The organism is Rhizobium sp. CFBP 13726 (assembly GCF_014841925.1).
Taxonomy (GTDB): Bacteria; Pseudomonadota; Alphaproteobacteria; order Rhizobiales; family Rhizobiaceae; genus Neorhizobium; species Neorhizobium soli.
Window position 1 is genome coordinate 610,383 of record NZ_JACYUU010000002.1, and the last position, 21,934, is coordinate 632,316.

Sequence of the window (21,934 nt, forward strand, 5' to 3'; positions counted from 1 at the left end):
CATGCGCATGTTCATGTTCAAGGTTGCCCGCTGCCACCGGCAGCACCGTAGATCTGTCCCGTCGAGAAGCTTGCGCCGTTGTCGGCAAGCTGGACGTAGATCGACGCAAGCTCGGCAGGCTGACCCGGTCGGCCGAGCGGCGTATCGCCACCGAACTCGACCAGCTTTTCCATCGTCGCACCGCCCGACACCTGCAGCGGCGTCCAGACCGGGCCCGGCGCAACGCCGTTGACGCGGATGCCTTTCGGGCCGAGCTGCTTGGCCATCGACTTCGTGAAGCTCATGCCGGCCGCCTTGGTGATGGCATAGTCGACCAGGTTCTCGGACGGATCGTAGGCCTGTTCGGACGTCGTCTGGATGATCGACGATCCCGGCTGCAGATGCTTGAGCGCCGCCTTGGTCAGCCAGAACATCGCGTAGATGTTCGTCTTCATCGTCGCGTCGAAGGCTTCGGTGGTGATATCCGACAGCGACTGGGACTGCTGCTGACGGCCCGCATTGTTGACCAAAATGTCGAGACCACCCAGAGCCTTTGCGGCATCTTCGACAAGCTTCACGCAGAATGCCTCGTCGCGCAGATCGCCGGGAAGTGCGATGCCCTTGCGACCTTCCTTTTCGATCAGGGCGATGACTTCTTTGGCATCCGGCTCTTCATCGGGAAGATAGTTGATCGCGACATCGGCACCCTCGCGGGCATAGGCGATGGCAGCCGCACGGCCCATCCCGGAATCGCCGCCGGTGATCAGAGCCTTGCGACCGGCCAGCCGGCCCGAGCCCTTATACGAGGTCTCGCCGTGATCCGGCTTCGGCGTCATCTTACCGGCCAAACCTGGGAATGGCTGGGTCTGCTTCTGAAACGGAGGCTGCGGGTACTTGGTCGTCGGGTCTTCCATAATGGATGCCTTTACAGTCGTATCTTGAGAAAATGCCGGCAACGCCGAAGCGGCGAGCGCCGCTGTGGTGGACGCAAGCATGTGTCGGCGCGAAAGAATGAGCGGTGGGAATGTCGGCACGATAATGTTCCTGGATTATAACCCAAGAACTAAGGTGGACGGGGAGTGTTCCCACATTCGCCTGTCTATCTTCACGGGAGGCTTCGTTCAGCCACCAGACCAGGCGTAATCCATGCAAAGAATGCACCGGCCGCAGCTCTGCCGCCGGTGCAATATGTCAGTGGTTCAGCGGATACGGCTGAGAAGCTGTCCGGCGATCAGCGGAACGGCAGCCGTCCCCACAGGTCCAAGCCGCAACCGTTGTGCAAGCCGACCAAGAACGAAGGTTGCCGTGGCGGTTCCGATCAGCTTCACCCACGAATTTTCTGGGGTCTGGGAGGACGGCGATGCACGCCGGGTCTGGCCCTCGCCTTCGATCTCGGCAATCCGGTTGCGCAGATAGACGACTTCCCGACGCAGCCGTTCCATTTCGGCTTCGCTGCCGGACATGGCCCCGGCCGATGCGCCGCGCTCGCCATAGGCGACGTCGTCCAACTCGTCGAGATGTTCATTGAGAAGAGCGGTGCTTTCGAACCCGCGTGCTTTGATATTGGTCATGGTTGTCCCTCAGATCGCGCTTGGAGCATAGATACGGTTGTCGACGTCGAACCGGTTCTGCTGAAGCCAGCCGTCGATATAGGCGGCGACCTCTTCCCAGCCGGGTTCACCGCAGATGTAGTGGCCACGGTTGGGGAACTCGCGGAAGTCGGTCACGCTGCCGGTATTCTCGTAGGCCTTGAAATTCTTCTCGTTGAGATCGGCGGGAATGATCTCATCCTTCTCGCCGGCAACCAGAAGCAAAGGTTCATGCGGACGGCTGAGATCGATCTTGCCGGACGAACCCATGCAGTCGCGCAGAACGTTGCGGCTGTCGTGGGTCGCCGTCTTCTGGAACTCGACAGCCGCCTGCTCTTCCGATAGCGTGTTGGCGAAGGAGCCATGGAACGTCTTTGCGTCCATGTAGACCGGCTCATCACCCTTCAGCGGATTGGTGATGATGGCGCTGTTCTTGATGAAGCCCCAGTCGAAATCGAGCATGGCATTCGGCGCAACCGACGAGATCGCCACTGCACCCGAGACGTGGCCATCCGCGAGCAGCTTCTGCGCGATGAGACCTCCGACAGAGTGACCGATGACGACAGGCTTATCGAGGCCTGCGACCGCCGATTTGATGGATGCATAGATGGCATCGAGGCTCAGCTCACCGAGCCCGGCTGGCGGGTTGTCGCGCAATGCCTTCGGATCGCCATCGTGGAGAGGCCATGCCGGGGCGCTGCAGTCGTAGCCTTTGTCGCTGAAGTAGCGAACCCAGTTGTCCCAGCTTTTGGGATTTTGAAACATGCCATGCACGAAAACGATCTGCGTCATCGATAATCCTCTCTTTTCTGAGAGAGAGGAACCGAAAACCCGCGCCGTTGTTCCCACGCGCTGAAAGACTTGGGCAAGCAGATCGCAGATTGCTGAGTCCAGAGCTGTAAGGCCAGTCGTGCGACTGGCCTTATGCGATGTCGCCCCGGATGGGGTATGCCGGGATTACGCTCCGAACGCACCGTCGATCGTGTGCATTGCCCCGGTCACGAACCCCGCCTCCGGGCCGGCGAGCCAGGCGACCATTCCAGCAACCTCTTCCGGACGACCGTGGCGCTTGATCGCCATGAAGCTGTGCATCAGGTCTTTCATCGGTCCGTTTTCCGGATTGGCATCCGTATCGATCGGCCCCGGCTGAACGACGTTGATGGTGATGCCGCGTGGCCCGAAATCGCGCGCCAGCCCGCGGGCCAGTCCCTGCAGGGCAGACTTGCTCACCGCATAGGAGGCCATGCCCGGAATGGGCATCCGGTCACCATTGACGGAACCGATGACGATGATCCGCCCGCCGTCCGGCATCTGACGCGCCGCTTCGACCGAGGCGTGATAGGGCGCATGGATATTGATCCGGAAAAGCCGGTCGATCGCGTCCGGATCCTGTTCAAGCGCATCGCCGAAGACAGCAATTCCGGCATTGACCACCAGCACGTCCAGCGGGCCGCTTTCTCGCACCCGGGCAATCACGGCATCGCGGCTGGAGCTGTCGGTCTGAACAGCCGTAGTCTTGGTCTCTGCCGCCAGCTCATCCGCCGCCGCGCGAGAGCCGGCATAGGTGAAGGTCACGTTGGCACCGTCGTTTGCAAACCGCCGCACGATGGCGGCGCCGATACCCCGGCTACCGCCGAGAACCAGAACGGATTTTCCCTGAAAAGTCGTCATCTGAGATCCTTGAGAAATACAGTAATGACTGCTACATAAATCATCAGGGTTCATCGTCAAGGTATTTTGTAATAATGACTACAGATATTCCGCGTACCCGCGGTCGCCCACGTCGTTTTGATGCTGACCAAGGTGTGGAGATCGCCCAAAAGCTGTTCCATGCGCGCGGCTATGATGCCGTGGGGGTTGCCGATGTCACGCAGGCACTCGGCATCAATCCGCCGAGCTTCTATGCCGCCTTCGGCAACAAGGCCGGCTTGTACGCGCGCGTTCTTGAACGCTACTCGCTAACGGCGGCGATTCCGCTTGCTGATATCCTGAGGCCCGACCGCCCGGTTGCCGAATGCCTTGCGGCCGTGCTGGAAGACGCCTGCCGGCGCTATGCGGCCGACCCGGCTACCGCCGGCTGTCTCGTTCTGGAGGGAACCCATTGCGATGATCCGGAGGCACGCGCGGCGACCCGTGCATTGCAGGCAGCAGCGGAGGATGTGATCCGCGGCTTTATCGCAGCGCGGCATCCGGAAAAGGCGGAAAGCGTGACCGATTTCGTCTCGACCACAATGACCGGCCTCTCCGCCAAGGCCCGCAGCGGATTGGAACTGGACCGTCTCCTGGCCATTGCTCGCCTGGCCGGACGGGTCCTGGCGCAAGAGCTTGCGGATTGATCATCGCCGCTGCGGTCGGGCCTGCAGCGACGGAACGCGATTGCTGCGCACCCATCGGGTGGCACGCAGCAATCAACTCAAATGATCTACGTCGCGCTATCAGGCGCCGGTGACGCGCCAGATGACGTCGCCGACATCGTCCGCCATCAGCACGGCACCGTCGGCTGCCAGCGCCACCCCGACCGGGCGGCCGAAGGAGTGCTTTTCGTCCTTCGACAGGAAGTCGGTGAGGATTTCGCGCGGCATTCCCACGGGCTTGCCGTTCTCGAACGCGACGAAGGCGAGCTTGTAGCCGGAAAGCTTGGAGCGGTTCCACGACCCGTGCTGGCCGATCGCCATCCCCGCCGGAAAGCCGGGAAGCGTGCCCGCGGGCAGCCAGCAAAGCCCGAGCGACGCCGTATGACCGCCCAGCGCATAGTCTGGCTGCTGCGCGGATGCCACCTTTGCGGCATCCTGCGGCACCCGGTCGTCCACCACCCGGTTCCAGTAGCAATAGGGCCAGCCGTAGAACCCGCCGTCGCGGACCGATGTCAGATAATCCGGCGGCGTCTCGTCACCCAGGCCGTCGCGTTCGTTGACAACCGTCCACAGCATGCCGCCTTCAGGCTCGAACGCCATGCCGACGGGATTGCGAAGACCACCGGCAAAGATGCGCGACTGGCCCGTCTGAAGGTCGTATTCGTGAATGCAGGCGCGGTTTTCTTCCACGCCCATGCCTTCGTCGGCAATATTACTGAGCGATCCGACGGCGACAAAAAGCTTGGTGCCGTCCTTGCTGACGATCAGGTTGCGCGTCCAGTGTCCGCCGGGCACCAGATCCATCAGCTTTTTCGGCTGCGCAGTAATCTTCGTCGCGCCGGCCTCGTAGGGATAGGCCAGAAGCGCGTCACTTGCTCCCACATAGAGCGTGTCACCGACAAGCGCGATACCATAGGGCTGGCGAACGTTTTCGATATAGGCGAAACTTTGCTCGGCCACGCCGTCGCCATCGGCGTCGCGCAGCAGCGTCACGCGGTTGGGGCTGTCGCCGGAAGCGCGCGCCCGCTGCATCGTCGCCGACATCGCATGGTCGAACAGGCTGCGCGGATTGCCCCGCTCGCCCATCGATTCTGCCACAAGCACATCGCCATTCGGCAGAACATGCATGTTGCGCGGATGCACAAGCCCGCGCGCAAAGGCGTTGACCTTGAGGCCCGCCGCAGCCGTCGGCTTGTGATCGCCCTCCCAGCCCTTGGCTGTCGGCATCTTCAAGGTCGGGATCTTGCCCTGCGGCTTTGCGGCCGGAATGGCAGGCGTCGTGCCGAACACCGGCTGCCGCGGGCCATCCCCCGAATGACGAATGAGAACAGCGCCCTGGCCGATAAAGGCGACGACGCGGGCAAACAGAGAAGGCTCAGTCATGGGGGAACTCTGACATTGAGGAATCCGAAGAGCAGAACGCTAAAGCCTTTATGCAACAGACACTAGAGGGCAAAGGCACAATTTATCAGAGCATCCACCACCACTCGGGTTGCCGCCCGGGTGACCCTTCGGCCACCGGATGCGGCCGCCTTCAGCCTATGGCTGAAGGCCTGCACAGCGCGCGGTGTTGCGAATATGCGTTTCCATTTCGCTCTTCGCCAACGCCGCATCATTCGATCTCAGGGCCGCAATGATGCGCCGGTGCTCGGCGATCGACTGTCGCATGCGCTCGGGATCCGTCATCGGGATCGGTTGCCGCTGGGTTTCGGTGACCTGATCGCGCACCGTCTGGTAGAGCGCCTTCAGCATGGTATTGGCGCAGGCCGAAACGATCGTGCCGTGGAAATCGAGATCCGCCTCGACGTTGGCAAGCAGGTCCTGGCGGGCCCAGCAATCCTCCATCGTCTGCGTCGCCAGTTCCATCTTCTCGAGTTGCGCCTGCGACAGGCGCCCCGCGGAGAGACGCGCGATCTCGCCTTCCAAAAGGATGCGTGTCTGGAACACGTCGAACACAGAATAGCTGTCGGAGTAACGCCATGGCGCCATGTGACCCGACTGGCTCATGCCTCCGTCCGAGGCCGAGCTCGAACCCGCCGTCACGAACGTGCCGCGACCGGCTTCGGTCTTCAAAAGGCCCAGCGTTTCCAGGGTCAGAAGCGCCTCGCGCAACGATGCCCGGCTGATCCCGAACTTTTGCGAAAACTCACGCTGCGACGGGATTTTTTCGCCGGCCTTCAACTGGCCGGCCTGGATCATGGTCTGGATTTCGCGGGCCACCGACTGCGGAACGAGCGTTTTGTTGAGCATGCGAACCTATTACAGCTGGGCCCCTGCGGCCTGTCAGATATATTTTCCCCGAGCTATCTTGCAAAGCCCAAAGTGCCGTGCTTGTTTGGTCGGACTGGTCTGACCAGTTAGACCAACATAGATTGCGTCTCATCATAAAAACAAGGGGTTCTTCAATGCTACATGCGTCACGCATCAAAACCACCGTTCTCGCCGGCCTGTTTACAGCGCTTGGCGCAATCGGCGTTCACGCTGCCGATCTTACCGTCGGCGCCAATATCGGCAATGTGCCCTGGGAATTCGAAGACGCCAGCGGCAAGGTGACGGGTTTCGAGATCGATCTGGTCAACGAAATCGCCAAGCGCCTCGGCAAGACCGTCGAATTCGTCAACACGCCGTTCAACGGCCTGTTCCCGGCGGTACAGTCGGGCCGCATCAACATGGCGGTGTCGTCGATCACCATCACCGAAAAGCGCCTGCAGTCTGTGTCCTTCGCCCAACCCTATTACGACAGCGACCAGTCGCTGACCGTAACGGCCGCTTCCGGCATCACCGGCCTCAAGGGCATGAGCGGCAAGGTCGTCGGCGTCGATACGGGCTCGACCGGCGACATGTGGGCAGACAGCCACAAGGGCGAATACAAGCTCGGCGAAATCCGCCGCTTCGAAGGCCTGCAGCCGGCCATGCTCGATCTCGTTGCCGGCCGCGTCGATGGCTACATCTCCGACATCCCGGCCCTGCTCTACTACGCCAAGGACAAGCCGGAACTGAAGGTCGTCGAGCGCATCCCGACCGGCGAGAAATACTCGATCATGTTCAACAAGGGCGATCCGCTGGCAACCGAAGTCAACGCGGTCATCACCACGCTCAAGGGCGAAGGCTTCATCGCCAAGCTGCACCAGACATGGTTCGGTGCCAAGGCCGAAGACACGACCTCGACCGTCGCCGTCCTCGACATGCCGAAGGCCAAGTAAGGCTCACCCGAACAAGCTTGAATTGCATCCGGCGGAGCGCCAAACGCTCCGTCGGCTTGCCAAGGGAGCCGATCCGGCATGAACCTTCTCAATACATTCTTCAACATACCGGTCTTCCTGAACAGTCTGCCGCAGCTGCTCTGGGGTCTGGTCGTCACGCTGCAGATCGGCATTACCAGCATCCTGGTCGGCCTCGCCGGCGGACTGTTTCTGGCGGTGGCAAGGCTTTATGCGCCGGCATTCGTTCAGGTCCTGATCCGCATCTATATCGACATCTTTCGCTCGATACCGCTGCTGGTTCTGCTGATCGTCGTCTACTACGCCCTCCCCTTCGTCGGCATCCGCCTGTCGCCGTTTCTGTCGGCCGTGACCGCGCTGTCGCTCGTCTCTGCCGCCTATACCGCCGAGATCTTTCGCGCCGGCATCGAGGCCATTCCGCACGGGCAGTTCGAGGCGTCGGCAGCGCTGGGCCTGTCGGGTCGGAGCACGATGATGGATATCATCCTGCCGCAGGCGATCCGCATCGTCATTCCGCCGCTCACCAACAATTGCATCAACGTCATGAAGGATACGGCCCTTGCCTCCGTCGTCGCCATGCCGGATCTTCTCAAGCAGGCGACCCAGGCACAGGCGCTCAACGCCAACCCGACGCCGCTGATCGGGGCCGCGCTCATCTATATCGCGCTGCTCTGGCCGATGGTGGCCGTCGTCGGACGTCTTGAAAAGCATTACAGCCGGGGGAAACGCTGATGGCGAAGACAACCGGCCCCCTGATCTCGATCCGCCGCCTGAACAAGGCCTATGGCACATTCACCGTTCTGCACGATATCGATCTCGATGTGGCCGAAGGCGAAGTGGTCTGCATCATCGGCCCCTCCGGCTCCGGCAAATCGACGCTGATCCGCTGCATCAACCACCTAGAAGCCTTCTCGCCCGAAAGTACCATCACCGTCGACGGCACCCGCGTCGCGCCCGGCCCGGCGCTTGCGAAAGTCCGCGCCGAAGTCGGCATGGTGTTTCAGTCGTTCAATCTCTTCCCGCATATGACGGTGCTGAAAAATGTCATGCTGGCACCGATGCGCGTCAGGAAGGCATCGCCAGAAGACGCCGAGCGCAAAGCCCGCGAACTGCTGGCACGCGTCGGTATTTCCGAACAGGCGGAAAAGTTTCCGGGCCAGCTTTCCGGCGGCCAGCAGCAGCGCGTGGCAATTGCCCGCGCGCTTGCCATGGAACCCGACGTACTGCTGTTCGACGAGCCGACCTCTTCGCTCGATCCGGAAATGGTCGGCGAAGTGCTGGACGTGATGCGCAAGCTCGCCGGCACCGGCGTCACCATGATCATCGTCACCCATGAGATGGGCTTTGCCCGCCAGGTCGCAGACCGGGTGATCTTCATGGATGCGGGACGCCTTGTCGAAGCGGGCACGCCTGCCGAGATCTTCGACAATCCTAGGGAAGAACGGACACGCAGCTTCTTGCGCGCCGTGCTCAATCATTGACAAGAACAACAAACGCAGGACTACAGGGATGAACACCAAATCTCCACTCGATCTCGATTACGTGCGCAGCCAGTTCCCCGGCCTCGCCCGCGGCTGGACGCTGTTCGACAACGCCGGAGGGTCGCAGATCCTTAAAGGTGCCGTTGAGCGCATCAACACATTCCTGATCGAGAAGAACGTCCAGATCGGCGGCTCCTACGCCGTCTCGCAGGCGGCAGCCGCCGCACTCTACGAATCGCGCACCGCGGCCATGCATCTGGTCAACGCCTCGCGTCCGGAAGAAATCGTCTTTGGCGCTTCCACCACTCAGCTGCTGCAGAACCTTGCCCGCGCCATGCAGAGCCAGCTCTCGCCGGGCGACGAGATCATCGTCACCGTCAGCGATCACGAATCCAATATCGGCCCCTGGGACCGGCTGCAGGAGCGCGGCATCACGCTGAAGTTCTGGCCACTCAACAAGGACACGCTGACGCTTGATCTCGCCGACCTTGCGCCGCTGATGAGCGATCGCACCAAGCTCGTCTGCGTCACGCACGTGTCGAACATCCTCGGATCGATCAACCCGATCAGAGAGATCGCCGACTTCGTCCATGCCCGTGGCGCGAAAATCTGCGTCGATGCCGTGGCCTATGCCCCGCACCGCGCCGTCGACGTGCAGGCGCTGGATGTCGATTACTACGTCTTCAGCCTCTACAAGACCTATGGTCCTCACTACGCGCTGATGTATGGCAAATACGATCTGCTGGCCGAGCTCGACACGCTCTACCATTACTTTTATGGCAAGGACAAAGTGCCGGGCAAGCTGGAACCGGGCAACCCGAACTACGAGCTCGCCTATTCGACCTGCGGCATCGTCGATTACCTGACGGCGCTCGGCGAACAGGCCGGCGAGACCGGCACCGTGCGCCAGAAGATCGAAGCGGCCTTCGCAGCGATCACCGCCCAGGAAAACCTGCTGGTGGAACGCCTTCTCGCTTACCTTCGCACACGCAACGACTGCCGCATCGTCGGCCAGACGACGAACAGCGGTAGCACGAGGGTCCCGACGATCGCGTTCCGCTTCGATGGCCGCGACGCTGGCGAAGTCTGCAAGGCGATGGACGGCGAAAAGATCGCCATCCGTTTCGGCGATTTCCACTCGCGCCGGCTTGCCGAATATCTCGACCTGACCGACCACAGCGGCATGGTTCGCGTCTCGATGGTGCACTACAACACGCTGGAAGAGCTCGATCGCTTCACCGCAGCGCTCGATCGGATCCTCGCGACCGACGCCGGCCGCGCGGCCGCCGCCGCTTGAAGAAGGGAACGGATCATGCGCTTCGATACGGTCATCAGACACGGCACGGTGGTTACCGCCAGCGACACATTCGTGAGCGATGTGGGCATCAAGGATGGCCGCATCGCTGCCCTTGCGGCGGAACTCACTGACGCCGACGAGGTGATCGACGCGACCGGCCTGTTCGTCCTGCCGGGTGGTATCGACAGCCATGTCCATCTGGACCAGCCGTCCGGAGACGGCATCGTCATGGCAGACGACTTCGACTCGGGCACCCGGTCGGCGGCGATCGGCGGCAACAGCACGGTTCTGGCCTTCTGCATGCAGGAGAAGGGCCAGAGCCTGCGCGAGGCGCTGAAGATCTATCACGCCAAGGCAGACGGCAAATGCCATGTCGACGTCGCCTTCCATCTGGTCATCACCGATCCGACCCCTGAGGTGCTTGGACAGGAACTGCCGGCGCTTGTCGAGGACGGCTACACCTCGCTCAAGGTGTTCATGACCTATGAGGGTCTGCGGCTGCGCGACGACGAGATCCTGGCCACGCTCGACACCGCACGGCGCACCGGCGCGCTGGTCATGGTCCATTGCGAAAACGAGGATGCGATCCGCTACCTGATCGGCCGGCATGAGGAAGAAGGCAAGGTCGCGCCAAAATTCCATGCCACGACCAGGCCGATCGCGGCTGAACGCGAAGCCACCCACCGGGCGCTATCACTGGCCGAAATCGTCGATGTGCCGATCGTCATCGTCCACGTTTCAAACCGCGAGGCGATGGAAGAGATCCGCCGCGCCCGTCAGCGCGGCCAGAAGATCGCCGGCGAAACCTGCCCGCAATATCTGATGCTGACGGCCGATGATCTCGACCAGACGGAGATGGAGGGCGCCAAATTCGTCTGCTCGCCGCCGCCGCGCGACAGGGCCAGCCAGGATGCCTGCTGGGAGGGACTGGAACAGGGCGTCTTCGACCTGTTCTCCTCCGACCACTGCCCTTTCCGCTTCGACGATCCGGAAGGCAAGCTCAACGACAAGGGCAAGCGGAATTTCCGCTGGATCCCGAACGGCATACCGGGCGTCGCCACCCGTCTGCCGATCCTGTTTTCCGAAGGCGTCATGAAGGGCCGCATCGACATCAACACGTTCGTTGCCGTGACCTCGACCAATCATGCCAAACTCTACGGTCTCTATCCCCGCAAAGGCACGATCGCGATCGGCGCCGATGCAGACATCGCGCTTTGGGATCCGGACAAGCGCGTCACCGTCACGAACGACCTCCTGAAACACGGCGCGGACTATACGCCCTATGAAGGGCTCGATATCCGCGGCTGGCCGGTGCAGATGCTGCTGGGCGGCAGGACCATCGTCAAGGACGGAGAGCTGACCGGGCCCGAAAGCCGCGGCCGCTATCTCCCGCGAAACCGCTCGTCCCTGACATCGAGCCGCGGTTCAACTTGAGGCGTTGCACAACCTGCAACGCCTTTCGCTGGCCACCACGTCTGCCTGACGATCCGAGCGTGACTTGGCCGCCGCTACGAGGCGGCGGAGCCCGCAAGCAAGCGGTGATTACTTCGTCACCGTGAGGGTCGCATGCATGCCGGCTTCGTAATGGCCCTTGATGTTGCAAAAGAGCATATACGTTCCGGGGACAAGCTTGGCCTTCAACTGGCCATCGGCACCGGGCTTCAGATCGGCGACTTCGCCAAGGCTTTTCAGCGTCTTCTCATCGACGCGATGTTTGGCCTTGACCACGGTGAGTGTCTGATCTGGCGACTTCAACTTGACGAGCACCATTTCGTGCTCCTCGGTCGTCGCGTCGTTGTGGACCATAAACGTTGTGTCGCCTGCCGGAACGGTCGTCTGATCCATCGTCAACGTCATCGGCTCACCCGCTTCGCCGGACTCGACAACCTTGACCATAGAGGCGGCCAGTGCAGGCGTTGCAGCAACGAAAAGGACAAGTGCAATAGCGGTGTTTCGGATTGTGAGCATGGGTTTACCTCCGGTTGTCATCACCGGATGGGTATGACGGCAAGCTGACAGCGGCCTGAACGAATTGGAGCTTGTTCTCGCCGCCTACCGGAGCAGGCCGTTACATCGTGGCCACCTTATGCGCGTCGAGAATGACCGCGATGTCTTTGCTGTGAACGACACAATTGCGCCCGGACGCCTTGGCAACGAACAGCGCCTTGTCGGAGGCCTTGTAGAGATCCTCGAACGTAGGGTAGTCCTCCTGGTCCGCAACGCCACCGGACACCGTGATATCGACCTGCCTTTTGCCCGCTTGTATGGGCCGCGCAGCAATCAGGGCCCTGCAGCGGTGCGCGAGCGAGAGACGCTCCGTCGGCGAAAGCGCTGACACGAGGACTGCGAACTCCTCACCACCGATCCGGGCAACGGCACGACTTTGCGAAAAGATCTCGGCGAGCTGATGCGCAACTGCGATGATGGCCTGGTCCCCGATATCGTGGCCAAAGCGGTCGTTGATCGCCTTGAACTTATCGATATCGAACAGGATGAGAGAAGATGCGGCGGGAGCGCGCGTCACCTCATCCAGGAACGCTCGCCGATTCATCAGCCCCGACAACATGTCCGTCCGGCTCAAATGCTCGAAAGCCGCCCGGGAGATCGTGAGGTGATGAATTGCTAGACCAACGATATAGACGATCGAAAATGTCAGCGCCGATGCAACGACAGTCGAGATGATAACCCCAACTGTTGCCGCGGGCACGACGTCATACGGCAGCCATCCCAAGGCATGAAGCGTGTAGTGGGCCGCAACGTTGAGAATGTCGGCAACAACGGTGACGCAAACGGTCATGAGCAATGCGAATGCGAGGACTTTGCGTCGCGTCTCGAACCGGTCCGACGCACAGGCCTGCTTGATGTAGCGGTCGATCAAAGCAAGCATGCGGTAATTCCAATACGGTTCGAAACGACCACGCGGACGCGCCTGGCGGCTTTCAGCTCGCCACACTGAACTACAAACGCGTTGAGACTTCGTGAATCCGAACACAAGTTAATTCGCGATTAAGTGTCGCAAATAATTCTCGCATTTCCTCATCAAACTGATGCAGCCATGGAACATTGGCGTGGTCGTGGGAGCCCCTGCCGGTAATCAAACGTCAGAAGACCGGGGATCCGGCTGGGGCCATCTGTGCAGTGCTTCACGGCCAGCGTCGGTGAGGCCGTAGACGCCTCTGTCGAGCCGCTCGAACCATCCATACACGTTGGAAAGCAGGATCTTGCCGGCATCCGGGGCAACCGCCCTGATATCGCGCACGCGGGACGGACCGTTGGAGACCATGGCGGCGCAGCTAAGCGCCTGCTGGCGATAGGCGGTCATGACGGGAACCCGCGTACTGCCGCCCAGCACGGGATCGCCGCGTCTCTTCTGGTGTTCGCGCATCAGCCTGGAACGTCGTTTCGGATTGGTCCGCGGCATCGGCGACACGGAGCCGACGATGACGCTCACATCTCCTGCGGCCGAAACGCCGAGAATACCGATGCCAAGCCGGCGGCAGAGGTCGCGGTAGCGCTTGTCCGTTTCGCGGCCCTTGCCCTTGAGCGAAAGCTTTGCCGCAATCCAGACCTCGTCCGCAACAGCCGCCCTGTCGACCGCTTGGAGAATAAGCTCCAGATTGAAGCTCAGCTTGAGCTCGCAGATGACGACGACGGTGGGATCGCCCTCGCTCAGGCCGACGAGATCACAGCCGCCGACTTCGCCCTTCACCACATAGCCTGCAGTCTCGAGGAAGGATTTGACCGGTAGATAGAGGGAGGTTTCCATGGATGCGCATCACAGTCGGGAATCAGGCTGCAGACATACACCGATCAACCGGCCAGATCACCCCGCGGCCGGATTTCAGCTTTCGGCCAGCCGGTAGCCGACGCCCGTTTCGGTCAGGATGTATCGCGGCTGGTCGGGCATTTCCTCGATCTTCTGGCGGATCTGGCGCACGTAGATGCGCAGATACTGGATGTCGGTGACCTCCCCCCAGACCTGATCGATCAGGTACCGGTGGGTCAGCACGCGCCCCGCATGCTGCACGAGGATTCGCAGGATGTCGTATTCCTTGCGGGAGAACTTCACCTCCTCGCCCTTCACCTTGACCACGCGCCGGACGAGATCGACACTGAGATCACCCGTCTGGAAGATCGGCTTTTCGCCCTGGGTCTGCAGCCGGTGGCGCAACGCAACCCGGATCCGCGCAATCAGCTCGTTCATGTTGAACGGCTTGGTGAGATAGTCGTCGGCACCCATTTCCAGCGCCTTGACGATCCCCTCCTCATCCGTCCGGCTCGACAGGATCACGATCGGCAGCGTCAGCCCCTCGGCCCGCCATTTCGCCAGAAGATCGTGCCCGGCCATATCGGGCAGGCCGAGATCCAGCAGAACGAGGTCGGGCTGATCGGCAGCCACGAGCTCCATCGCGGTCCTCGCGTTCGGTGCTTCGATGATGACGAAATCCTGCGTCGAAAGCCCGACCCGCAACAGCTTGCGGATCGGCGGCTCGTCATCGACGACCAGAATTCTCGTGGCGGCCTGGTTCATCGCATGTCTCCGTCAATCTGCAGCTGGGCCGGAATTGGCATACGGATCGTAAAGATCGCTCCCTCACCTGCTGGTCTGTTTCCGGCCGTCAGACGCCCGCCCATCGCTTCGATGAAACCACGGCTGATGGACAGTCCAAGGCCGGTGCCGGCCTTGACATGATCGATCTTGCGCACCCGGTAGAAGGTGTCGAACACCCGTTCCAGGTCGGCATCGGGGATCCCCGGCCCCTCGTCCAGAACGGCGAGGGTGACGTATTTCGCATCTGACCAGCCCAGAACTTCGATCGTTGTGCCCTCTGGCGCATATTTGGCCGCATTGTCGATGAGATTGAAGAGTGCCTGCTCCAGAAGGACCGGATCGCTTCTGATCATCGGCATTTCGGATGGAATAGCCACCTTCAGCCTGTGATCGGCGGTGATTTTCTGTGCCCGCTTCAAGGCCGTCCCGACGATATCGCCGACATAATGAAGCGCAAAGTTTGGCTCCATGGCGCCCGAACCGATGCGCGTCATGTCGAGCAGGTTGACGATGAACCGGTTGAGCCGCTCCGACTCTTCGATCACGGTGGTCAGAAGTTCATCTCGCGAGTGATCGGTCAGGTTCGCCCCGAAATCCTTGAGCGTGCTCGCCGACCCGAGCACGGCCGAAAGCGGCGTCTTCAGATCATGCGAAAGCGAGGTCAGCAGTGCGGTGCGCAGTTTGTCCGTTTCGGCGGCAAGCTTTGCCTTGTCGACGTCAGCGACGAGCTGGATCCGCTCGATCGCGAGTGCGGCCTGATCGGCCAGCGCATCGAACAGACGCTGCTGGTCCGGGGTGAGCAACGGTCCCTGCCTGTCGTTGTCGAGGCCGACAACGCCGATCGCCCCGCGTCCCGTGCGCAACGGCAGGTACAATCGCTTGGCGCCGGGTAACGTATCGGCCGCGCGGCCGGCCGGACGATTGTGTTCCCATGTCCACTTCGCCGCCGCGATGTCGGCATCGACAAGCGTGTCATCAGGCGGATAGCCGGCCCGGACGGCAAGGGTGTCGTTCTCGGGCAACAGAATGACAACCCGAACCTTCAGCATGGAGGCAATCTGGAACGCGGTGGCCCAGAGCACGTCGTCAAGCGTCCCGGTTCCGGCAAGCTTCTTCGAGAACAGGTAGAGATCCTCGGTCGTGCGGGCTCTCTGCCGGGCGGCTATCGCCTGCCTTTGAACCGACGCGGCCAGATTGCTCGCCACAACGGCGGTTCCGAGAAACGAGAGAAGGGCAACGACGCTTTCCGGATCTCGGATCGTGAACGTGAAGCGCGGCTCGAGAAAGAAGAAATTGAAGGCGAGAGCGCCGATGAAGGACGCATAGAGACCCGGCCCGAGCCCTCCCCGGATTGCCGAGGCGAGCACGCCCATCAGAAAGACAAGCGCCAGGTTCTGCACGTCGAGCGCCTGGTCGAGCAGCGAGCCGATCGCAACCGCCGCCGTCATGAACAGCGATGCGCGGATGTAATGTTTCGGATTGAGCTTCTTGGCCGGCAGCGCTGTCCGCACACCTGGAGATACGGCCTCCTCGCTGCCGCCGGACATCACATGAACGCTGATCGCACCGGAATAGCGGATCAGATCGTGTGTGATCGACCCATCCAATAGCTCCCGCCAGCGCGGCTTGGTGGACTTGCCGATGATCAGGTGATTGAAGTTGTTGGCATTCGCGTAGGCGATGATCTCCCGCGACACCCGCGAGGCGGGCAGCGTCACGGTTTCGGCGCCGAGCTGTTCGGCAAGCCGCATCGCAGCCGATAACCGGTCCTTGTCGGCCTCGCCCAGATTGGCAGATCCGGGCGTCTCCAGATGCAGCGCCGTCAAGGGTGCCCGCAGCCTGTCTGCCTGCCGTCTTGCGTAGCGCACCAGTGCCGCACCGTTTCGGCCATGATCGAGGCAAACGAGAATGCGTTCGCCCGCAGCCCAGGGACCCGCGATGGCATGCGCCTGCATGTGATTGAGAAGCTGATCATCGACCCGCTGCGCCGTGCGACGCAGCGCCAGTTCGCGCAGCGCCGTGAGGTTGCCCGGAGAGAAATAGTTCTCGACCGCACGCCGCGCGGTCGTCGGCAGATAGACCTTGCCGTCATGCAGACGCTTGATCAGATCCTGCGGCGTAATATCGATGATCTCGATATCGTCGGCGCGGTCGATCACCGAGTCCGGCACCGTTTCCCGGACGCGGATACGCGTGATCTGCGCGACGATGTCGTTCAGGCTCTCCACATGCTGGATATTCAGCGTCGAAAAGACGTCGATGCCGCTGGCGAGAATTTCGAGGACGTCGAGATAGCGCTTCGGATGGCGGCTGCCGGGGGCGTTGGTGTGAGCCAGTTCATCGACCAGAACCAGACGGGGCTTCCTGGCAAGGATCGCATCGAGATCCATTTCGTCGAGCTGCTGGCCGCGATAGTCGAACACGCGGCGCGGGATCATTTCGAAGCCCTCGACCAGCGCTTCGGTTTCCTTGCGTCCATGGGTTTCGACCACGCCGATCGCCACATCGATCCCGTCGGCCTTTCGGCTGCGGCCGGACATCAGCATTTCGTAGGTCTTGCCGACGCCGGGTGCGGCCCCGAGAAAGATCTTCAGCCTGCCACGCCCCTCCTGCCGGGCGTACTCGAGAAGTGCGTCCGGTGATGGTCTGCTAGCGCCTTCGTGTTTTGCTTCCGGCATGGAGGTCTTTCGTTCCGCAAACGAGCGGCGGTCAAACTGACCGCCGCTCGTTCAACTACGACTTCTCGGCGTCGAGCGCCATATTGAGCGCCAACACATTCACCACAGGCTCACCCAGAAAGCCCAGTTCTCGCTGTTCGGTATGCCGCTCGACTAGGGCGCGAACGGCCCCTTCATCCATGCTGCGCGCCCTTGCAACACGCTGTACCTGAAACAGCGCCGCTTCCGGCGAGATATGCGGATCGAGACCACTGCCCGATGCGGTGACGAGGTCGATCGGCACATCCGCGCCCGGGTTGGTCGCTTTCGCAGCCTCCGTGTCGGCCTTCACGCGGTCGATCAGCTTCTGGCTGGTCGGGCCGAGGTTGGAACCGGACGACGAGGCTGCGTTATAGCCATCGCCTGCAGCGGACGGGCGACCATGGAAAAACTGCTCGCCGGTGAAAGCCTGGCCGATCAGCGCGGAGCCGACGACCTTTCCATTCTGTTCGATCAGGCTGCCATTCGCCTGGACGGGGAAGATCGCCTGGGCGATGCCGGTCATGGCAAACGGATAGACAAGACCGGTGATGACGGTGACGGCAACGATCATGACGATTGCCGGACGGATCTGTTTCAACATGACGAAAGCTCCTTAGGCAAGACCGATGGTTGTGATGACCATGTCGATCGCCTTGATGGCAAAGAAGGGAAGGATGATACCGCCGAGGCCGTAGATCAGAAGGTTTCGCGACAGCAGAGCGCCTGCACCGACGGCGCGGTATTTGACGCCGCGCAGCGACAGCGGGATCAGGGCAACGATGATCAGCGCGTTGAAGATGATCGCCGACAGGATGGCGCTTTGCGGTGTCGCCAGTCCCATCACGTTGAGAACGCCGAGCTGCGGATAGAAGGCCAGGAACATGGCCGGGATGATCGCGAAATACTTGGCGATGTCGTTGGCGATGGAAAACGTCGTCAGCGCGCCGCGGGTCATCAGCAACTGCTTGCCGATCTCGACGATTTCAATGAGCTTGGTCGGATCGCTGTCGAGATCGACCATGTTGCCGGCTTCGCGGGCCGCCACCGTGCCGGTGTTCATGGCGACGCCGACATCGGCCTGGGCGAGCGCCGGCGCATCGTTGGTGCCGTCGCCGCACATGGCGACCAGCTTGCCCTTGGCCTGCTCCTCGCGGATCAGCGACAGCTTGTTTTCGGGCGTTGCCTGGGCGAGGAAGTCGTCGACCCCTGCCTCGGCCGCAATCGCTGCCGCCGTCATCGGATTGTCGCCGGTGATCATCACGGTGCGGATGCCCATGCGGCGCAATTCGGCAAACCGCTCGCGGATGCCGCCCTTGACGATATCCTTGAGCTGGATGACGCCGAGCAGTCTTCCGCCGCGGGCAACGGCCAGCGGCGTACCGCCGGCCTTGGCGATCTCGTCGGCGATCGCCTGGCATTCCACCAGAACGGCGTCCTGCGTGACGGGCCCACCGGCCACGGCATTCTGGCGTATATAGGAAAGGATGGAATCGACGGCACCCTTGCGGATCTGCTCTCCGTCCAGATCGACACCGCTCATGCGGGTCTGTGCCGTGAACGGAACGAAGGTTGCCTTCAGGCTCGCCATGTCGCGACTGCGGATCGCGTATTTTTCCTTGGCAAGCACCACGACGGAACGTCCTTCCGGCGTTTCGTCGGCCAGCGAGGCGAGTTGCGCCGCATCGGCAAGATCCTGTTCCGATACGCCTTTGACCGGACGGAAAGACGTCGCCTGGCGATTGCCGAGCGTGATCGTGCCAGTCTTGTCGAGCAGAAGCGTATCCACATCGCCGGCAGCCTCAACCGCGCGGCCGGACATGGCGAGCACGTTGAAGCGCACCAGGCGGTCCATGCCGGCAATGCCGATTGCCGACAAAAGCGCGCCGATCGTCGTCGGGATCAGCGTCACGAACAGCGCGACCAGCACGATGACGGGGATGGAGCCGCCGGCATAGGAGGCGAACGCCGGAATGGTCGCAGTTGCCAGAACGAAGATCAGCGTCATCCCCGCGAGAAGGATGTTGAGCGCGATTTCGTTCGGGGTCTTCTGACGTTCCGCGCCTTCGACGAGCGAAATCATCCGGTCGATAAAGGTCGAACCGGCGGCTGCCGTGATGCGCACGCGGATCCAGTCGGACAGGACCTGCGTGCCGCCTGTCACAGCCGAGCGGTCACCACCGGATTCGCGGATGACCGGAGCAGATTCACCCGTGATCGCGGCTTCGTTGACGGAGGCGACGCCCTCGATCACTTCCCCATCCGAGGGAATGATGTCCCCGGCTTCGACGAGAACGATGTCGTTCAGCTTGAGAGTGGTGCCGGCGACCATCTGGAAATCGGTCCGCTCTTTGCCGGTGAGAAGTTTTGCCTGGACCTCGGTGCGGGCCTTGCGCAGCGATTCCGCCTGCGCCTTGCCACGTCCTTCGGCAACGGCTTCCGCGAAATTGGCGAACAGGACGGTGAACCAGAGCCAGATGTTGAGCTGCAGGGAGAAGCCCAGGTCGTCACTGCCGGCGGCAAGATCGCGCAGGAACAGAACGGTGGTCAGCACCGACACGGTGGCCACGACGAACATGACCGGGTTTTTGACGAGGGTTTTCGGGTTCAGCTTGGTAAAAGCACCGCCGATTGCCGGAACGAGGATGCGCTTGTCCAGGATACTTGCGGATCTTGGTGCGCTATCGGATTTTGCCTGGCTCATATGAGGCTCCAGCCTTGGAAAGGGAGGCGACCGGGGAAAGGTCAGCCACGAAGGATTTCTAGTGTTGCGACGATGGCGAGCACTGCCGTCATCATCACGAGAATGGCGTTCGATCCGCACCACCAGCGGGGGACCATCCCGCCACGCTTTGGCGTGACGGGAGGTGACTGTGCGGGGTGCGTCTGACGGTTACGCATGGTGCGACCTCAGAACGTTTGGCCGGCGATCATCATCAGGTGCTCGACGACGGGACCGAGCGCCAGTGACGGCAGGAAGGTAAGGCCACCGACGATCATGATCGTGCCGACCAGCAGACCGACAAACAGGGGGCCGTCGGTCGGGAACGTGCCGGCAGACGCCGGAACCGTCTTCTTGGCGACCAGCGAACCGGCAATTGCCAGCGCCGGAATGATGACCAGGAAGCGGCCCATCAGCATGCCGATGCCGAGCGTGATGTTGAACCAGGGCGTGTTGGCGGACAGTCCCCCGAAGGCGGAGCCGTTATTGGCGGCGGCCGAGGTATAGGCATAGAGAATCTCGGAGAACCCGTGCGGACCGGCCGTCCCGATCGAGGCGACCGCCGACGGCAACACGCTGGCGACAGCCGTGAAGATCAGCATGGCGAGCGGCAGGCAGAGAATGGCGAGAAGCGCCATCTTCATGTCCTTGCCCTCGATCTTCTTGCCCAGATATTCCGGCGTACGGCCAACCATCAGACCCGCCACGAACACGGCGACGATGATGAACAGCACGATGCCGTAGAAGCCCGCGCCGACACCGCCGACGATGACTTCGCCAAGCTGCATGTTGATCAGAGGAATAAGCCCGCCGAGTGCCGTGAACGAGCCGTGCATGGCATTGACCGCACCGCACGAGGCCGCAGTGGTAATCACGGCAAACAGCGACGACATGACAACGCCGAAGCGGACTTCCTTGCCCTCCATGTTGCCGCCCGAAAGGCCAAGCGTATGCATGATCGGGTTTCCGGAGGCTTCTGCCCAGTAGACGACGGTGACGCCGGCCAGAAACAGGATGCCCATCGAGGCGAGGATCGCCCAGCCCTGGCGCTGGTTGCCGACCATCCGGCCGAACACGTTGGTAAAGGCGGCACCGATCGCAAAGATCGACAGCATCTGGATCATGTTGGAAATGCTGTCGGGGTTTTCGAAGGGATGCGCCGAATTGGCGTTGAAGAAACCGCCGCCATTGGTGCCGAGCATCTTGATGGCAAGCTGCGACGCGACAGGGCCGACCGCAATCGTCTGCTGGACGCCTTCAAGCGTCGTGGCATTGACATAGGCCGAAAACGTCTGGGGAACGCCGAGCGAGACATAGATGAGCGTCAGCACGACGCAGAGCGGCAGGAGGATGTAGAGCGTGGCGCGGGTCGTATCGACCCAGAAATTGCCGATCGCCTTGCCCGATGCCCGCGAAAACGCGCGAATGAGACCGATGGCGATCGCCATGCCTGTCGCAGCCGAGGCAAAGTTCTGCACCGCGAGACCAGTCATCTGGCTGAAATAGGACATGGTGCTTTCGCCGCCGTAACTCTGCCAGTTGGTATTGGCGACAAAGCTGACGGCGGTGTTGAACGACAATTCCGGTCCGGGCGATGCGAGACCTGCCGGGTTCATCGGCAGAACGTCCTGCAGCCGCAGGATACCGTAGAGCAGCAGGAAACCGGCCAGATTGAACACCAGCACGGAAAACGCATAGGCGGTCCAGTGCTGCTCTTCACGCTCGCTGGTGCCGGCCAGCGCGTAAAGCCCGCGTTCGATCGGACCGAACACGGGGGAGAGAAAGGTACGCCCGCCGGAAAACACAAGGGTCATATAGGCCCCGAGCGGTTTGACGAGCAGAAGGAGGATCCCGCAATAGACGAGGATCTGTAGCCATCCGTTGAAGGTCATGGGAAGAGACTTTCGGGCAAGCTGAAGCTTTGGTCAGAAGCGTTCGGGGCGAATGAGAGCATAGGTGAGGTAGAGGGCGAGGAAGACGGTCACACCGCCGCCGAGGATATAATCGAGGGTCATGGCATCCCTCCTCAAAGCCTGTCGCAGG

22 protein-coding genes are annotated in these 21,934 nt (G+C 61.7%); 6 read left to right on the forward strand and 16 right to left on the reverse strand.

What is annotated here, in order from left to right:
- Nucleotides 1-17 precede the first annotated feature (17 nt).
- From IFT66_RS10050 to bdcA, 4 genes are all read right to left on the reverse strand, one after another.
- Entirely contained in the window at nt 18-974 is a 957-nt protein-coding gene (locus IFT66_RS10050; RefSeq protein WP_192077956.1) for an SDR family oxidoreductase, read from the reverse strand.
- A 204-nt stretch (nt 975-1,178) separates the two neighbouring features.
- Nucleotides 1,179-1,550 (reverse strand): hypothetical protein, encoded by a 372-nt coding sequence (locus IFT66_RS10055; protein ID WP_192077518.1) that lies wholly within the window; start codon nt 1,548-1,550, stop codon nt 1,179-1,181.
- A gap of 9 nt (nt 1,551-1,559) precedes the next feature.
- Entirely contained in the window at nt 1,560-2,360 is an 801-nt protein-coding gene (locus IFT66_RS10060; RefSeq protein WP_192077519.1) for an alpha/beta hydrolase, read from the reverse strand.
- Between the two features lie 165 nt (nt 2,361-2,525).
- A complete protein-coding gene (gene bdcA / locus IFT66_RS10065; protein WP_192077520.1) occupies nt 2,526-3,239 on the reverse strand; it encodes an SDR family oxidoreductase in 714 nt (237 codons plus the stop codon).
- Nucleotides 3,240-3,313: 74 nt separating this feature from the next.
- On the opposite strand from bdcA, the gene IFT66_RS10070 reads away from it, so the two are divergent.
- Entirely contained in the window at nt 3,314-3,904 is a 591-nt protein-coding gene (locus IFT66_RS10070; protein ID WP_192077521.1) for a TetR/AcrR family transcriptional regulator, read from the forward strand.
- 99 nt (nt 3,905-4,003) lie between these two features.
- Here the strand turns inward: IFT66_RS10070 and IFT66_RS10075 are convergent, their stop codons facing one another.
- Together IFT66_RS10075 and IFT66_RS10080 are read right to left on the reverse strand one after the other, a co-directional pair.
- Nucleotides 4,004-5,305 (reverse strand): PQQ-dependent sugar dehydrogenase, encoded by a 1,302-nt coding sequence (locus IFT66_RS10075; protein ID WP_062582477.1) that lies wholly within the window; start codon nt 5,303-5,305, stop codon nt 4,004-4,006.
- A gap of 156 nt (nt 5,306-5,461) precedes the next feature.
- A complete protein-coding gene (locus IFT66_RS10080; RefSeq protein WP_192077522.1) occupies nt 5,462-6,172 on the reverse strand; it encodes a FadR/GntR family transcriptional regulator in 711 nt (236 codons plus the stop codon).
- A 155-nt stretch (nt 6,173-6,327) separates the two neighbouring features.
- Between IFT66_RS10080 and IFT66_RS10085 the strand changes: the two genes are divergently transcribed.
- The 5 genes from IFT66_RS10085 (at nt 6,328) to hydA (ending at nt 11,355) form a co-directional block, all read left to right on the forward strand.
- Nucleotides 6,328-7,125: a transporter substrate-binding domain-containing protein gene (locus IFT66_RS10085; RefSeq protein ID WP_062582473.1), complete on the forward strand. Its 798-nt coding sequence runs from the start codon at nt 6,328-6,330 to the stop codon at nt 7,123-7,125.
- 78 nt (nt 7,126-7,203) lie between these two features.
- Nucleotides 7,204-7,875 (forward strand): amino acid ABC transporter permease, encoded by a 672-nt coding sequence (locus tag IFT66_RS10090; RefSeq protein ID WP_113165500.1) that lies wholly within the window; start codon nt 7,204-7,206, stop codon nt 7,873-7,875.
- On the forward strand, nt 7,875-8,624 hold the full coding sequence (locus IFT66_RS10095) for an amino acid ABC transporter ATP-binding protein (RefSeq protein ID WP_274604811.1): 750 nt from the start codon (nt 7,875-7,877) through the stop codon (nt 8,622-8,624). Before IFT66_RS10090 ends, IFT66_RS10095 begins: the two co-directional genes overlap by 1 nt.
- A gap of 28 nt (nt 8,625-8,652) precedes the next feature.
- Nucleotides 8,653-9,921 carry a cysteine desulfurase-like protein gene (locus IFT66_RS10100; RefSeq protein ID WP_192077523.1) on the forward strand — a complete coding sequence of 423 codons (1,269 nt, stop codon included), beginning with the start codon at nt 8,653-8,655 and terminating at the stop codon, nt 9,919-9,921.
- 15 nt (nt 9,922-9,936) lie between these two features.
- Nucleotides 9,937-11,355 (forward strand): dihydropyrimidinase, encoded by a 1,419-nt coding sequence (hydA, locus tag IFT66_RS10105; protein WP_192077524.1) that lies wholly within the window; start codon nt 9,937-9,939, stop codon nt 11,353-11,355.
- A gap of 108 nt (nt 11,356-11,463) precedes the next feature.
- Here the strand turns inward: hydA and IFT66_RS10110 are convergent, their stop codons facing one another.
- The 10 genes from IFT66_RS10110 to kdpF form a co-directional block, all read right to left on the reverse strand.
- Nucleotides 11,464-11,889, reverse strand: a complete 426-nt coding sequence (locus IFT66_RS10110; RefSeq protein ID WP_192077525.1) for a plastocyanin/azurin family copper-binding protein — start codon at nt 11,887-11,889, stop codon at nt 11,464-11,466.
- A 100-nt stretch (nt 11,890-11,989) separates the two neighbouring features.
- A complete protein-coding gene (locus IFT66_RS10115; protein ID WP_113165496.1) occupies nt 11,990-12,808 on the reverse strand; it encodes a GGDEF domain-containing protein in 819 nt (272 codons plus the stop codon).
- 207 nt (nt 12,809-13,015) lie between these two features.
- A complete protein-coding gene (locus IFT66_RS10120) occupies nt 13,016-13,687 on the reverse strand; it encodes a DUF2161 domain-containing phosphodiesterase (RefSeq protein ID WP_192077526.1) in 672 nt (223 codons plus the stop codon).
- 75 nt (nt 13,688-13,762) lie between these two features.
- Entirely contained in the window at nt 13,763-14,452 is a 690-nt protein-coding gene (locus IFT66_RS10125) for a response regulator transcription factor (protein WP_174196249.1), read from the reverse strand.
- On the reverse strand, nt 14,449-17,151 hold the full coding sequence (locus tag IFT66_RS10130) for a sensor histidine kinase (RefSeq protein WP_192077527.1): 2,703 nt from the start codon (nt 17,149-17,151) through the stop codon (nt 14,449-14,451). Before IFT66_RS10130 ends, IFT66_RS10125 begins: the two co-directional genes overlap by 4 nt.
- Before the next feature lie 55 nt (nt 17,152-17,206).
- Nucleotides 17,207-17,773 (reverse strand): potassium-transporting ATPase subunit KdpC, encoded by a 567-nt coding sequence (gene kdpC, locus IFT66_RS10135; RefSeq protein ID WP_192077528.1) that lies wholly within the window; start codon nt 17,771-17,773, stop codon nt 17,207-17,209.
- A 12-nt stretch (nt 17,774-17,785) separates the two neighbouring features.
- The gene (kdpB, locus tag IFT66_RS10140; RefSeq protein WP_062460668.1) at nt 17,786-19,873 is read right to left on the reverse strand and encodes a potassium-transporting ATPase subunit KdpB; all 2,088 of its coding nucleotides are present in this window, start codon (nt 19,871-19,873) and stop codon (nt 17,786-17,788) included.
- Nucleotides 19,874-19,914: 41 nt separating this feature from the next.
- Complete coding sequence (locus IFT66_RS10145; protein ID WP_156461899.1) at nt 19,915-20,070, reverse strand: hypothetical protein; 156 nt, start codon at nt 20,068-20,070, stop codon at nt 19,915-19,917.
- Between the two features lie 9 nt (nt 20,071-20,079).
- Nucleotides 20,080-21,783 carry a potassium-transporting ATPase subunit KdpA gene (gene kdpA, locus IFT66_RS10150; protein ID WP_192077529.1) on the reverse strand — a complete coding sequence of 568 codons (1,704 nt, stop codon included), beginning with the start codon at nt 21,781-21,783 and terminating at the stop codon, nt 20,080-20,082.
- A 33-nt stretch (nt 21,784-21,816) separates the two neighbouring features.
- Complete coding sequence (gene kdpF, locus IFT66_RS10155) at nt 21,817-21,906, reverse strand: K(+)-transporting ATPase subunit F (RefSeq protein WP_062460674.1); 90 nt, start codon at nt 21,904-21,906, stop codon at nt 21,817-21,819.
- Nucleotides 21,907-21,934 lie beyond the last annotated feature (28 nt).

What these genes read in the sequence shown, in the direction of transcription:
- bdcA (WP_192077520.1), bottom strand. Translation starts at nt 3,239, where the DNA reads ATGACGACTTTTCAGGGAAAATCCGTTCTGGTTCTCGGCGGTAGCCGG.
- IFT66_RS10125 (WP_174196249.1), bottom strand. Translation starts at nt 14,452, where the DNA reads ATGAACCAGGCCGCCACGAGAATTCTGGTCGTCGATGACGAGCCGCCG.
- kdpB (WP_062460668.1), bottom strand. Translation starts at nt 19,873, where the DNA reads ATGAGCCAGGCAAAATCCGATAGCGCACCAAGATCCGCAAGTATCCTG.
- IFT66_RS10095 (WP_274604811.1), top strand. Translation starts at nt 7,875, where the DNA reads ATGGCGAAGACAACCGGCCCCCTGATCTCGATCCGCCGCCTGAACAAG.
- kdpF (WP_062460674.1), bottom strand. Translation starts at nt 21,906, where the DNA reads ATGACCCTCGATTATATCCTCGGCGGCGGTGTGACCGTCTTCCTCGCC.
- kdpA (WP_192077529.1), bottom strand. Translation starts at nt 21,783, where the DNA reads ATGACCTTCAACGGATGGCTACAGATCCTCGTCTATTGCGGGATCCTC.
- IFT66_RS10070 (WP_192077521.1), top strand. Translation starts at nt 3,314, where the DNA reads ATGACTACAGATATTCCGCGTACCCGCGGTCGCCCACGTCGTTTTGAT.
- kdpC (WP_192077528.1), bottom strand. Translation starts at nt 17,773, where the DNA reads ATGTTGAAACAGATCCGTCCGGCAATCGTCATGATCGTTGCCGTCACC.
- IFT66_RS10055 (WP_192077518.1), bottom strand. Translation starts at nt 1,550, where the DNA reads ATGACCAATATCAAAGCACGCGGGTTCGAAAGCACCGCTCTTCTCAAT.
- hydA (WP_192077524.1), top strand. Translation starts at nt 9,937, where the DNA reads ATGCGCTTCGATACGGTCATCAGACACGGCACGGTGGTTACCGCCAGC.
- IFT66_RS10050 (WP_192077956.1), bottom strand. Translation starts at nt 974, where the DNA reads ATGCTTGCGTCCACCACAGCGGCGCTCGCCGCTTCGGCGTTGCCGGCA.
- IFT66_RS10100 (WP_192077523.1), top strand. Translation starts at nt 8,653, where the DNA reads ATGAACACCAAATCTCCACTCGATCTCGATTACGTGCGCAGCCAGTTC.
- IFT66_RS10090 (WP_113165500.1), top strand. Translation starts at nt 7,204, where the DNA reads ATGAACCTTCTCAATACATTCTTCAACATACCGGTCTTCCTGAACAGT.
- IFT66_RS10075 (WP_062582477.1), bottom strand. Translation starts at nt 5,305, where the DNA reads ATGACTGAGCCTTCTCTGTTTGCCCGCGTCGTCGCCTTTATCGGCCAG.
- IFT66_RS10110 (WP_192077525.1), bottom strand. Translation starts at nt 11,889, where the DNA reads ATGCTCACAATCCGAAACACCGCTATTGCACTTGTCCTTTTCGTTGCT.
- IFT66_RS10130 (WP_192077527.1), bottom strand. Translation starts at nt 17,151, where the DNA reads ATGCCGGAAGCAAAACACGAAGGCGCTAGCAGACCATCACCGGACGCA.
- IFT66_RS10120 (WP_192077526.1), bottom strand. Translation starts at nt 13,687, where the DNA reads ATGGAAACCTCCCTCTATCTACCGGTCAAATCCTTCCTCGAGACTGCA.
- IFT66_RS10080 (WP_192077522.1), bottom strand. Translation starts at nt 6,172, where the DNA reads ATGCTCAACAAAACGCTCGTTCCGCAGTCGGTGGCCCGCGAAATCCAG.
- IFT66_RS10060 (WP_192077519.1), bottom strand. Translation starts at nt 2,360, where the DNA reads ATGACGCAGATCGTTTTCGTGCATGGCATGTTTCAAAATCCCAAAAGC.
- IFT66_RS10085 (WP_062582473.1), top strand. Translation starts at nt 6,328, where the DNA reads ATGCTACATGCGTCACGCATCAAAACCACCGTTCTCGCCGGCCTGTTT.
- IFT66_RS10145 (WP_156461899.1), bottom strand. Translation starts at nt 20,070, where the DNA reads ATGCGTAACCGTCAGACGCACCCCGCACAGTCACCTCCCGTCACGCCA.
- IFT66_RS10115 (WP_113165496.1), bottom strand. Translation starts at nt 12,808, where the DNA reads ATGCTTGCTTTGATCGACCGCTACATCAAGCAGGCCTGTGCGTCGGAC.